Origin of the sequence: Nocardia flavorosea (assembly GCF_015477805.1) — a bacterium.
GTDB lineage: Bacteria > Actinomycetota > Actinomycetes > Mycobacteriales > Mycobacteriaceae > Nocardia > Nocardia flavorosea_A.
Genome location: NZ_JADLQL010000001.1, coordinates 1,990,016 through 2,001,960 on the forward strand (window position 1 = coordinate 1,990,016; position 11,945 = coordinate 2,001,960).

The 11,945-nt window shown below is 68.6% G+C and carries 11 protein-coding genes; 4 read left to right on the plus strand and 7 right to left on the minus strand.

Annotated elements, in window-relative coordinates:
* The first annotated feature begins 105 nt into the window (after positions 1–105).
* Entirely contained in the window at positions 106–531 is a 426-nt protein-coding gene (locus IU448_RS08970; protein WP_195054921.1) for a VOC family protein, read from the plus strand.
* A 33-nt stretch (positions 532–564) separates the two neighbouring features.
* Here the strand turns inward: IU448_RS08970 and IU448_RS08975 are convergent, their stop codons facing one another.
* Both IU448_RS08975 and moaA read right to left on the minus strand, forming a co-directional pair.
* On the minus strand, positions 565–807 hold the full coding sequence (locus IU448_RS08975) for a MoaD/ThiS family protein (RefSeq protein WP_195054922.1): 243 nt from the start codon (positions 805–807) through the stop codon (positions 565–567).
* A complete protein-coding gene (moaA, locus tag IU448_RS08980; protein WP_195054923.1) occupies positions 800–1,858 on the minus strand; it encodes a GTP 3',8-cyclase MoaA in 1,059 nt (352 codons plus the stop codon). The genes IU448_RS08975 and moaA overlap by 8 nt, the downstream gene beginning before the upstream one ends.
* A 155-nt stretch (positions 1,859–2,013) precedes the next feature.
* Between moaA and glp the strand changes: the two genes are divergently transcribed.
* The 3 genes from glp to IU448_RS08995 are packed head-to-tail and all read left to right on the plus strand — an operon-like array spanning position 2,014 to position 4,860.
* A complete protein-coding gene (glp, locus tag IU448_RS08985; protein WP_195054924.1) occupies positions 2,014–3,237 on the plus strand; it encodes a gephyrin-like molybdotransferase Glp in 1,224 nt (407 codons plus the stop codon).
* Positions 3,234–4,421, plus strand: coding sequence for a bifunctional molybdenum cofactor biosynthesis protein MoaC/MoaB (gene moaCB, locus IU448_RS08990; RefSeq protein ID WP_195054925.1), 1,188 nt, complete (start codon positions 3,234–3,236; stop codon positions 4,419–4,421). Before glp ends, moaCB begins: the two co-directional genes overlap by 4 nt.
* Positions 4,414–4,860 (plus strand): molybdenum cofactor biosynthesis protein MoaE, encoded by a 447-nt coding sequence (locus IU448_RS08995; RefSeq protein ID WP_195054926.1) that lies wholly within the window; start codon positions 4,414–4,416, stop codon positions 4,858–4,860. Before moaCB ends, IU448_RS08995 begins: the two co-directional genes overlap by 8 nt.
* Before the next feature lie 7 nt (positions 4,861–4,867).
* Here the strand turns inward: IU448_RS08995 and IU448_RS09000 are convergent, their stop codons facing one another.
* The 5 genes from IU448_RS09000 to IU448_RS09020 all read right to left on the minus strand — a co-directional run bounded on the left by IU448_RS09000 (position 4,868) and on the right by IU448_RS09020 (position 11,645).
* Positions 4,868–5,908, minus strand: a complete 1,041-nt coding sequence (locus IU448_RS09000) for a CobW family GTP-binding protein (RefSeq protein WP_195054927.1) — start codon at positions 5,906–5,908, stop codon at positions 4,868–4,870.
* A gap of 133 nt (positions 5,909–6,041) precedes the next feature.
* A complete protein-coding gene (locus IU448_RS09005; RefSeq protein WP_195054928.1) occupies positions 6,042–6,503 on the minus strand; it encodes a PaaI family thioesterase in 462 nt (153 codons plus the stop codon).
* 22 nt (positions 6,504–6,525) lie between these two features.
* The gene (locus tag IU448_RS09010) at positions 6,526–7,797 is read right to left on the minus strand and encodes an MFS transporter (protein WP_195055141.1); all 1,272 of its coding nucleotides are present in this window, start codon (positions 7,795–7,797) and stop codon (positions 6,526–6,528) included.
* Between the two features lie 304 nt (positions 7,798–8,101).
* Entirely contained in the window at positions 8,102–9,901 is a 1,800-nt protein-coding gene (locus IU448_RS09015; protein ID WP_195054929.1) for a GMC family oxidoreductase N-terminal domain-containing protein, read from the minus strand.
* A gap of 85 nt (positions 9,902–9,986) precedes the next feature.
* The gene (locus IU448_RS09020; protein WP_195054930.1) at positions 9,987–11,645 is read right to left on the minus strand and encodes an alkaline phosphatase D family protein; all 1,659 of its coding nucleotides are present in this window, start codon (positions 11,643–11,645) and stop codon (positions 9,987–9,989) included.
* Positions 11,646–11,945 lie beyond the last annotated feature (300 nt).

Consider the following 11,945-nt stretch of genomic DNA (forward strand, 5'->3'; position numbering starts at 1 on the left):
GAACTCCTGTCGAGAAACACGACAGGAGGTGTCGTGAATCGCCGAGAACATGGTTCGACGACCGGCGGACAGTCCGAGCGGTCACCGACACGAGAGGATTCCCGAATGGGGTCTCGGCTCAATCCGTGCATCACCTTCGACGGCAATGCACGGCAGGCGATGGAGTTCTACCAGCGCGTCTTCGGCGGTGAGCTCGAGCTCGGCACCGTCGCGGACTTCGGCGCACCGGATGCACCCGACGCCGACAAGGTCATGCATTCCCGCCTCGACACTCCTACCGGTTACACACTGATGGCCTGCGACTACCCGCACCACCGGCCGGGCCACCCGCCGTATCGGCCGGGGAACGACGTCGCGCTCTTTCTGGACGGCGACGACGGCACCGAATTGCGCACGTGTTTCCAGAAGCTGTCCGAGGGCGGCACCGTGACGCTGCCGCTGGAGAAGCAAGTCTGGGGTGACGAGGCCGGATCGGTCGTCGACCGGTTCGGGATCAGCTGGATGTTCAATATCAGCGCCCGGCGTGAGTGATCGGCAGCCGGTTCGTTGCGAACGAACGCAACGCTAGCCGCCGGCGAAGGGCGGGAGAACGTCGACCCGTGGGGTGAGCGAGACCGTGGTGTCGCGGGTGAGTTCGTCGCCCACCAGGTAGGCGCAGACGGCCAGCATCTTGTCGAGATCCGGGCCGTAGGCGGCTGCCAGGTGGGTGCGCAGGTCGGCCACGGTCGCGCCGGGCGGCAGGTCCAGGGTTTCGGCGTCCTTGCCGACCGCGTCGGCGATGGCGGCGAAATAGCGGACCTCAACCACCGATTGCTCCCATCGTGCGTTCCGGGGGGACGAAGTCCGCGGCGTCGATACCGTGACCCGCCCATTTCTGCCACATCGCGCCGCGCCACAGCTGCGCCAGTTCCTCGTCGCTCGCGCCCGCGCGCAGCACACCGCGCAGATCGAACTCCTGATCACTGAACAGGCAGGATCGGAGCATACCGTCGGCGGTGAGGCGGGTGCGGTCGCAGGTATCGCAGAACTTGCGGGTGACCGAGGCGATGATGCCGACGGTGGCGGGCCCGCCGTCCACCAGCCATGTCTCGGCGGGGGCCGACGGGTCTTCCCGGCCCACGGCCGTGAGCCGGTAGCGGGCGCCCAGCACATCGAGCAGTTCCGCGGCCGTCACCATATTGGCCCGTGCCCATTCGTGATCGGCATCCAACGGCATCTCCTCGATGAACCGCAGTTCACAACCCTCGTCGAGACACCAGCGCAGCAGGTCGGGGGCACCGTCGAGGGTTTCTCGCATGAGCACCGCGTTCACCTTCACCGGCGCCAATCCGGCCGCGCTCGCGGCCCGGATACCGGACAGCGCCGATTCCAGGCGGTCGCGACGGGTGAGCCGGGCGAATCCGGCCCGGTCGACGGTATCCAGGGAGATGTTGACCCGGCTCAGGCCGGCGGCGGCCAGCCGGGCCGCGCGATGGCGCAAACCGATGCCGTTGGAGGTCATCGCCAGGGGGATCTCCGGGGTGGCGGAATGGCAACCGGCCACGATTTCTTCCAGATCGCGCCGCATCAGCGGTTCGCCGCCGGTGAAGCGGACCTCGCGAATCCCCAGCTCACGTACCGCGAGGGTGACCAGCCGGACGATCTCGCCCGCGGTGAGCAGTTCTTCCTGCGGTATCGCGGGCAGACCTTCTTCGGGCATGCAGTAGGTGCAGCGCAGCGAACATTTCTCGGTAATGGAAACCCGCAGGTCGCGCGCGGTGCGGCCGAAGCGGTCCACCAGCAGCGGGGTATCCGGACGCCCGTCCAGCGAGGGGCGCCCGGACCGCACGGTGGGTATCCCCATATCGACCAGCGTCACCCCACCATTATGGACGCCGGATCGCCATCCGCACTCCTCCTGCGCCGGATCGCTGCATTTTGCCCGGCCCACCTGCCATGCGGGCGTGGCGCGCGGCACCGGACAGCAGGCGATACGGCGACGCCGGTCCCGCCGCCGCCATTAGTCTGAAGCGCATGATCTCTCGGCCCGCCAGTCCTCCGGTCCGGTCGGCGGACGACCACCGCGACACCATCGAACAGCTGTTGCGCCCACTCGCCGCCCGGCCCGTCGACACCGTGCCGGTCGCCGAAGCGCTCGGCCGGCAACTGGCCGAGGATGTGCACGCACCGATCGATCTGCCGGTGTTCCGGAACTCGGCGATGGACGGCTACGCGGTGCGGGCACAAGATGTGGCCGGCACACCCGCCGACCTGCCGCTGACCGGTGTGGTGGCCGCGGGCGACCCCGGATTGCAGCCGCTCGCCCCCGGCACGGCACGCAAAGTGATGACCGGAGCGCCGCTGCCGCCGGGCGCGGACTGTGTGGTCCCGGTGGAAGATACGACCGCCGGAACCGATACCGTCCGCATCGAACGCGGCCGGGCGGCAGGCGAATTCGTCCGGGAACCGGGCAGCGATGTGCGCGCGGGCGCCGAACTGGTGACCGCCGGTACGCACCTGGCGCCCCGGCATATCGCGGCATGCGCCGCGGCGGGACTCGCCCGGTTACCGGTTTTCGCGCCCGTACGGGCCGTCGTCATCAGCACCGGCGACGAACTGGCGGCACCGGGCAACCCGTTGCGGCCGGGACAGATCTACAACTCGAACGGTATCGCGCTGGCCGCGGCGCTCACCGCCAACGGTGTCGAGGTGGTGGCGATCCAGCACAGCGGTGACGACCCCGGACAGTTCCGGCAACTGCTCCGCACCGCCACCGCGTCGGCCGATCTGGTGATAACCACCGGCGGAGTCTCCAAGGGCGATTTCGAAGTGGTGCGGGAGGTATTGATCCCGCTGGGCGGCGAATTCGGTCCGGTCGCCATGCAACCGGGCGGCCCCCAAGGGCTGACCGTGGTGGATGGTGTGCCGGTGCTCAGTTTCCCGGGGAACCCGGTCAGCGCGGTGGTGTCGTTCGAGGTACTCGCCCGCCCGATCCTGCGCCGGCTGACGGGGCTGGGGCCGGTGCCGGAATACGAGCTTCCGCTGCTCGGCGCGGTCCGCCGCTCGCCCGAGGGGCGGCGGCAGTTCCTGCGCGGCAAACTGGTGTGGAAGGGTTCGCGGCCACGCGCGGTGGAAGTGGTTTCCGGGCCCGGATCGCATCTGGTGGCGAGTATGGCGGCAGCCGATGTGCTGATCGATATCCCGGCGGCGGTTACCGAACTTCCGGCCGGGGCGACTGTGCGAGTGTGGACGTTATGAGCGAATTGTCGCATGTGGATTCCGCGGGCCGGGCCCGGATGGTGGATGTGAGCGCCAAGGCCGACACCGCCCGGATCGCCGTGGCCGGCGGGGAACTGCACACCACTGCCGAGGTGGTCGCGCTGGTACGTGCCGACGATATGCCGAAGGCCGATGTGCTGGCCACCGCCCGGCTGGCCGGTATCGCGGCGGCGAAGAAGACCTCCGAACTGATTCCGCTGTGCCATCAGCTCGCGCTGTCCTCGGTGAAAGTGGACTTCGGTTTCACCGGCTCCGCGATCACGATCGAGGCATCGGCGAAGACCACCGGCCCGACCGGGGTGGAGATGGAGGCGCTGACAGCGGTCGCGGTCGCGGGGCTCACTCTGCACGACATGGTGAAGGCGGTGGATCCGGCGGCAGTCCTCAACGGCGTGCGGCTCCTCACCAAGGAGGGCGGTAAACGCGGGCACTGGACCCGCCCGGACACCGCCGCGGATCGCGCGCCCGAGGCCGGCGCCCACGCCGGCGACACCGCCCCGCCCTCCCCCGCGGGCAGCGCGGGCCGGGACCCGCACGCACACCCGCACGGCGGCGATATCCCGACCCCGGGGACGGGTACCAGCGACCGGAAGCATGATCCCGAACACGCCCGCGTCGATCCGTCCGGCGCTGAACCGAGCGGCACCGCGGTGGTGGTGGTTGCGTCCACCGGGTCCGCGGCCGGAACGCGGACCGATACCACTGGACCGCATCTGGTGGCGTGGTTGCGGGCACTCGGATACTCGACGCGAGGTCCGTTGGTGTACGCGGACGCAGATATCGTCGAGGGGCTGGCCGAGGCGCTACGGACCGCGCCGGACCTGGTGGTGACCACCGGCGGGACCGGTGCGTCGCCGTCCGACCGGACTCCGGAAGCAACTCTCGCCGTGCTGGATCGGGAACTGCCCGGGGTGGCCGAGGCCATCCGGCAGCGCGGTACCGCGAAGTTCCCGCTCGCAGCGTTGAGCCGGGGCGTCGCGGGGCTGGCCGGACGATCGGTGGTGGTGAACCTGCCCGGCTCACCGGGCGGGGTGAAAGACGGTATCGCGGTGCTCGAACCGTTGCTGGAGCATCTGCTCGCGCAGGTGGCGGGTGGCGGGGCACACGAGGGCGGCCAGGGGGCACCGCGGGCCGAGAGGGGAAACGAGAGCGCTCATGCCTGAAGAATCTGTACAACGTTCCGACGGAGTCCGGCTTGCCGAAATCAGCGACCGGCCATTGGATCCGGCTGTGGTGGATGCCGCGGTCCGCGGGCCGAGTTTCGGCGCGGTCGTCGTGTTCACCGGGCTGGTCCGCGATCACGACGGCGGCCAGCCGGTTTCGGCGCTGGAGTATTCGGCGCATCCGCAGGCGGACCGGTTCCTGCGTGAATGCTGTGCCACGATAGCGCAATCCACCGGCCTGCCGGTGGCGGCCGTGCATCGGGTCGGGAATCTGGCGGTGGGCGATCTGGCGATCGTCACGGCCGTGGCGGCACCGCATCGCGCCGAAGCGTTCGCGGCCTGCTCGGCGCTGGTGGACCGGATCAAACACGAGGTGCCGATCTGGAAGCGGCAGATGTTCGCCGACGGTATGTCCGAATGGGTGAACGCCTGCGGGTGATCGCGGTTCAGGCCGTGCTCTCCGCGGGAACGTACCGCCAGATACCGAGCATCTCCTGCTCGTCGAGCGGTTCCGGGCCGGTGTGCACGGTTGCGCGTAACCGCTCGAGTGCCGCGCCGGTGTCCAGGCCGGTGCCGATCAGCACCAGTTCGGTATCGCCGGAGCGGGAGCGGCGGGCCGGTTCCACCGTGATCGCCCGGCCCACCAGATGCACCACGTACCGCTCGGCCTCCGGCACCGCGAATGTCACGAGCCCTTTGGCGCGGAACAGACCCGGTGGCGGGTTCTCCAGGAACTCGATGAGCCGGCGTGGGTGCAATCCGGTGGCGGTGGTGAACACCGTGCTGGTGTAGTCGTCGTGCAGATGGCGGTGTTCGTCGCCCGCGGGGTGCGCGTCGTGGTCGTGCAGGAGTTCGTCCAGGCTCAGTTGTTCACCTATCCGGGGTGTATCGCGGGCGCGGGGGTCGAACAGCAGACCGGGGTCGATACGGCCGCGGGTGGTGGCGTATACTGGTGCGCCGCCGGTGATCGTCGCGATCTCCGACCGCAACCGCGCTGTGTCGCCGGCGGCGAGCCGGTCCACCTTGTTGAGTACCACCAGATCCGCCAGGCGCAGATGATTCGCCAGTTCCGGATGCCGGTCGCGGGTGGTCGCGAATTCGGCGGCGTCGACCACTTCGAGCAGGCCGCCGTAACGAATACGGGGGTTCTCGCTGCCCACCACCATCCGCACCAGATTGCGCGGTTCGGCCAATCCGCTGGCCTCCACCACGATCACGTCGATCCCCGCCCGCGGATCGGTCAACCGGGTGAAGAGTTCGTCGAGTTCGGCGACGTCCACGGCGCAGCAGACGCAGCCGCTGCCCACCGACACCATGGCGTCGACCTGCCCGGCCACCAGCATCGCGTCGATATTGACGGCGCCGAAATCGTTGACCACCACACCGATCCGGGTACCCCGGTTGTTGTACAGCAGACCGTTGAGCAGGGTGGTCTTCCCGGCGCCCAGGAATCCGGCCACGATCACCACGGGTATGCGCTCAGCCACCCGATCACCTTACTGATTCCGGCCCGGCGCCCGGCCGCCCGGCCGACCGGCCGCCCGAAGCGAATTGATCATGTTTCGGAATTCTGCGTTGTCCGGGCTCCCGTTCACCGGACTCGCCGGGTGAACGGCCGTCTCAGGTGTGTGCACGCAACTGATACAAGCCCTCGGTTTCGGCGACGACCACGCCGTCGACATCGGTGAGCACCGCGCGTAACGTGAAATCGGCTTTACCGTTCGCCTCGGCCTCCGCGCTGACTCGCTCGATCTCGGCGTCGGCCAGGGTCGCCTCCGCCCGTACCGCCGTGGTGGCGGGCCGGCGGAACGCGATCCGCAGATCCTTCACCAGCGGATAGAACTTCGCGGTGTCGAAGCTGGCCACGGCGATGGCCCCGCCCAGGATCTCCCCCACGGTGAACAGCACCCCCGCGTACATGACGCCGAAATGATTACCGTTGCCCTCGGCGGGCACGGTGGCCGCGGCGTAGCCGGGCCGTACCTCCTCGGCTTGCACACCCATCCGGTGGGCGACCGGGATGGTGTGCTCCAGCGCCGAGTTCACGATCTCGGCGACGGTCGGGTTGCGGGTATCGCTCATGGCAGGACGAGCCCTTCCGGGATCACGCGACGGATTGCTTCTCCGCGGTCGAATGGTTCGGATCGGCGTCCGGTAGTTCCGTGCCACGCAGCGACGTCCCCGCGGTCTCCCGCAGGAACGCCCAGGCGACCAGACCGATGAGCGCGGCCCCCACCATGTAGATCGCGGGGAACAGCGTCCAGCCGGTGCCCTCGATCACCGCCTCGTTCACCAGCGGCGCGGTACCGCCGAAAGCGGCCGTGGACACGTTGTAGCCGAGCGCGAAACCCGCGTAGCGAACATGGGTCGGGAAGATCGCGGGGAAGGTCGCGCTGATGGTCGACAACTGCGGTACGTACAGCAGGCCCAGCACTACGAACCCGATGACCGCCCAGCCGGTGCCCTGGCCCATCAGCCAGTACATGGGCACGGCGAGCACCGCGAGACCCACCAGCGAGAACAACCACATGGGCCGGCGGCCGACCCGGTCGGAGAAGCGGCCGAAGAACGGTACGCACAGCATCATGACGACCTGACCGATCAGCATCATGGCGGTGGTGGTGGATTCCCCGAGACCGATGGTGTTCTGCAGATACGTCGGCTGGTAGGTGAGTAGCGTGTAGTTCGCCACGTTCAGCGCCACCACGAGACCGAACAGGACCAGCACCTCGCGCCAGTACGTGGTGAGCAGGACCCGCAAACCGCTCTCGGGATGCTCCGACTCGTTCACCTCGGTGAAAACCGGGGATTCGTCGAGTCTGGTCCGCAGATACCAGCCGATGGCGCCCAGCGGGATCGCGATCAGGAACGGAATCCGCCAGCCCCAGTCGTGCATCGCATCGGAACCGAGGATCAACTGGCACAACAGCACGACCGCCGACCCCCCGACGAACCCGCCGAGCGTGCCGAACTCCAGGAAACTGCCGAAAAAGCCGCGTTTGCGGTCACTGGCACATTCGGCCAGGTAGGTGGCGGCGCCGCCGTATTCGCCGCCGGTCGAGAAGCCCTGCACCACCCGGAGCAGGATCAGCAGGATCGGGGCGAGCACACCGACTTGGCCGTGCGTGGGCAGGACACCGATCAGGCCGGTGGCGGCGGCCATCAGCAGGATGGTGGTGGCGAGCACGACCTTGCGGCCCACCCGGTCGCCGAGCGGGCCCCACACCATGCCGCCGAGCGGGCGCAATACGAAGGAGACGGCGAACCCGAGCATGGTGCCCAGGGTGCCGAGGTCACCGGGGAAGAACGCGTCGGTGAGGTAGGTGGCGGTCGCGGCGTAGACGCCGTAATCGAACCATTCGGTGGCATTACCCATGGCCGAGGCCGCTACCGACCTCTTGAGATGGGGCGTTTCCTGCGGTTTCTCGAGGTGCGCCCCGCCCGGGTGCTTCTCCAATTGTGGTGTATCCGGCTGCTGCTCCGTCACGGTCAGTCCTCTCCGGCGTGCGCGGCCAAGTCGGCCCGGCCGACCCATCACGTCGCGCCCGCCGGCGACCGGGTTCCGGCGAGTATCGACCTCAAACCGTTACCCGGGATTTGCCCTGGGTAAACGCGGACCAACTTCAGGCCGACCGGACCGATGGCATTGATCAGCTATTTCCCAGCTTATGTGAAGGCGGTCACGCCTGCTCTGCGCCGGGCCGTCGACGCACCGCAAGATCAGGCGCCGACAGCGGGCGCACCTCCACCAGCGGCAGGCGCAGCGCGGCCGGTGCCGAGGCGGGAACCACCGGAGCCACCGGTTCCACCGGCGCGATCCGCGCATACGGCGAACCCACCGGCGGGCGCGGATCGGCCTCGCCCTTGTTCGGCCACAGCGCGACGGCCCGCTCGGATTGCGCGGTGATGGTGAGCGAGGGATTCACGCCGAGGTTCGCCGAAATAGTGGAACCGTCGATCACATGCAGGCCCGGATACCCGTAGAGCCGCTGGTAGGCGTCGACCACTCCCGCTTCGGGGCTGTCGCCGATTACGCAGCCGCCGATGAAATGGCCGGTCATCGGGATATTGAAAACGCTGCTGACCGGCCCGCCGGGAGTTCCGTCGATCTTTCCGGCGACCCGCCGCCCCACCTCGTGCCCGGCGGGGATCCAGGTCGGGTTGGGCGCGCCTTCGCCCTGGCGCGTGGTCATCTTGCGCTTGAACAGACCCCGTTTGGTGTAGGTGGTGATCGAATTGTCCACCGACTGCATCACCAGCAGGCCGATCGACTGCTCCGACCAGTGCCGCGGATTCTGCAGATGCGGCATATCGCGACGGTGCCGCCACATCTCCCGCAACCACAGCCGCCGCTTGGAGACACCCGGCTCCTCGCTCACCATGATGCTGCCCAGCAGGGCGATCACATTGCTGCCCTTGCCGTAGCGCACGGGCTCGACATGGGTATCGGCGTCGGGATGGATCGACGAGGTGATCGCCACGCCCTTGGTGAAATCGTTGTCCGCCACGCGGCTGCGGATAGCGAGCAGTTCCTCGGAATTGGTGCGCGACAGGAACCCGAGCCGGCCGGAGATATCGGGCAGCGACCCGGAATCACGCAGTTTGTGCAGCAAACGCTGAGTTCCCAGCGAGGCCGCCGAGAAGATCACCTGTTCGGCGGTGTAGGTGGTGCGTTTCTTCCGCACCCAACGGCCCGTGACCACGGTCTCGACCGCGTACCCCCCACCCGGCAGTGGTTTCACATCGGTGACGGTACGCAACGCATGCACTTCGGCACCGGCCTGTTCGGCCAGGTACAGGTAGTTCTTCACCAGAGTGTTCTTGGCGTTGTGCCGGCAACCGGTCATACATTCACCGCAATGGGTGCAGGAGCGGCGCGCCGGGCCCGCCCCGCCGAAGTACGGATCCTGCACCTCCTCGCCGGGCCGGGCGCCAGGGCCGCCGAAGAACACGCCGACCGGGGTCCGCTGATAGGTATCGCCGACCCCCATCTCCTCGGCGACCTCGCGCAGTACCCGGTCGCTCGGGGTGGTGGCCGGGTTGGTGCTCACGCCCAGCATGCGTTTCGCCTGGTCGTAGTAAGGACCGAGCTCGTCCTTCCAGTCGGTGATATGCGCCCACGGGCCGTCCCGGAAGAACTTCTCCGGCGGCTCGTACAACGTGTTCGCGTAGACGAGGGAACCACCGCCGACCCCCGCCCCGGCCATGATCAGGGTGTCCTTCAACAGCGCCAGCCGCTGGATACCGAAGCATCCGAGGTAGGGCGCCCACAGGTACTGCCTGGCCCGCCAGGACGTTTTCGCGAATTCGTCGTCGGCGAAGCGCCGCCCGGCCTCGAGGACACCGACCCGGTAACCCTTCTCGGTCAACCGCAGGGCGCTCACACTGCCGCCGAATCCGGAGCCGATGACGAGTACGTCGTAGTCGTAGGTCTGGCCGGGCCCGGCGCCGGTGCCGGGACTCGTTGCGGAACTGGACATTCTTCCGAGACTATGGCCTGGGTCACCCCGGGGCGAACACACCCGCGGTCAGGAAATCGGCTTTTTCGGCCAAGTCGGGATCAGCTCATCTACCCGCATCGATCTCGGATCCGTGATCGGCCTCCTCTCCCTGCGGCGGAACCGGCGCCGGCGCGGGATCCGCGGCGGATTCGGCGCCGGGCCGGCCCTGCTCGACCACGAAACTCGCGCGGGTGACGATGGGGGCGCCGCGCTCACGGACGAAAGGAACCACCCGGAAATCACTGCGCCACAACTGGTGATCAACCTCGACCCGGACGTAGCCCCGCTGCCCGTTGAAGAACTTCATATCGGGATTGGCGGCCAGCAAGGTTCGGCCGCGCGGGGTCAGATCCGCGCCGTCCCGGCCGGTAGTGATCGAGGTGCCGGTGAATTCCGTGGCCACCACCGCCGACCCCGGATCGCGATAGTCCGCCCGGATATCGACCACATAGTTTTCGTGCCGGTCGCCGGTGAGCACCACCAGATCGCCCCGTCCGCGGGCCGCGGCCGCCGCCAGAACCGTATTGCGGTCGGCCACATAGCCGTCCCAGGCGTCGGTACCCACCGCCACGGCGGGACCGGGGTCATAGTCGGATTGCGCCATGGCGACCTGGTTGCCCAGGATCTGCCAGCGCACCGGGGAGCGGGTGAGACCCTCGATCAGCCAGTCGCGCTGTTCGGCGCCCAGGATCGTGCGGCCGGGGTCGAAGCGATCCGGGCAGTCGACGACGAGATTCGCACCGTCGCCGCAGACCAGCGGTGAACGGTACTGGCGCGTGTCGAGCACGGTGAGATCGGCCAGATCACCGAAGGAGTACCGGCGGTGCATCCGGGCGTACGGGCCCACCGGCAGTTGTCCGATCCGCAGTGGCAGATGTTCGTACATCGCCTGGAAGGCGGCCGCACGACGCCGCCGGAACAGGGCGGGCAGCAGATGGATATCGATCCCGGCGCCGGGTTCGAAACCCGCCCAGTTGTTGTCGATCTCGTGATCGTCGAAGGTGCAGACCCAGGGGAACGCGGCGTGCGCCGCCCGCAGTTCCGGCTCGGCCTTGTACTGCGCGTAGCGGAGACGATATCCGGTGAGGTCGGTGGCCTCGGCGCGTAACGTCTCGGGGATCGCGACTCCCACTCGGCCGCGCCCCCATTCCATTTCGTAGATGTAGTCGCCCAGATGCACCACCAGATCCAGGTCCTCGGCGCACAGATGCTCGTAGGCGGTGTAGTAGCCGGAACTCCAGTGCTGGCAGGAAGCGAACGCGAACCGCAGCCGATCGGTCCGCGCTCCGGCCGCGGGCGCGGTGCGGGTGCGCCCGACCGGTGATATCGCCGAACCGGCCCGGAATCGGTAGAAATACCAGCGGTCCGGCGCCAGCCCGCGCACCTCCGGATGCACACTGTGGCCCAGTTCCCGGGTGGCGACCGCGCTACCCCGGGCAGCGATCCGGCGGAACTGCTCGTCCTCGGCGACCTCGTACTCGACGGTCACCGGCGCCAGCCCGGTACCGCCCAGCCCGTCCGGGGCGAAGGGGTCGGGTGCCAGCCGGGTCCACAGCACCACCCCGTCGGGCAGCGGATCACCGGAGGCGACTCCCAATGTGAACGGATCCCCGAGTAGGCGCGGTGCCCGCAACGGCGCGCTGCTCACCAGCCCCGCCCCGGCCAGCACCGCGACGGCACCGGCCGACCCCGCATGCAGCAACCTGCGACGAGATAGGGGCATGCAGCAGATTATTGCCGGTCGCCGGTCGATCCGCCCACGGGCCGACACTGGGTGGGTCGCCCCCCGCCCCGTGCGACCCACCCTGCCGGCCCCCGGGCGAGACCGCCGCCGAACCACAGCGGGCCCCCGAATCGACAGCGCCGAGCGCCTGGAAGCCGGCCACTCAGCACGCTCGGCCACTCAGCACGCTCGGCCACTCAGCACGCTCGGCCACTCAGCACGCTCGGCCACTCAGCACGCTCGGCCACTCAGCACGCTCGGCCACTCAGCACGCTCGGCCACTCAGCACGCTCGGCCACT

Excerpts from the sequence above, each read along its gene's own strand:
- IU448_RS08970 (WP_195054921.1), top strand. The coding sequence starts at position 106 with ATGGGGTCTCGGCTCAATCCGTGCATCACCTTCGACGGCAATGCACGG.
- glp (WP_195054924.1), top strand. The coding sequence starts at position 2,014 with ATGATCTCTCGGCCCGCCAGTCCTCCGGTCCGGTCGGCGGACGACCAC.
- moaCB (WP_195054925.1), top strand. The coding sequence starts at position 3,234 with ATGAGCGAATTGTCGCATGTGGATTCCGCGGGCCGGGCCCGGATGGTG.
- IU448_RS08995 (WP_195054926.1), top strand. The coding sequence starts at position 4,414 with ATGCCTGAAGAATCTGTACAACGTTCCGACGGAGTCCGGCTTGCCGAA.
- IU448_RS09005 (WP_195054928.1), bottom strand. The coding sequence starts at position 6,503 with ATGAGCGATACCCGCAACCCGACCGTCGCCGAGATCGTGAACTCGGCG.
- IU448_RS09010 (WP_195055141.1), bottom strand. The coding sequence starts at position 7,797 with ATGGGTAATGCCACCGAATGGTTCGATTACGGCGTCTACGCCGCGACC.
- IU448_RS09015 (WP_195054929.1), bottom strand. The coding sequence starts at position 9,901 with ATGTCCAGTTCCGCAACGAGTCCCGGCACCGGCGCCGGGCCCGGCCAG.
- IU448_RS09020 (WP_195054930.1), bottom strand. The coding sequence starts at position 11,645 with ATGCCCCTATCTCGTCGCAGGTTGCTGCATGCGGGGTCGGCCGGTGCC.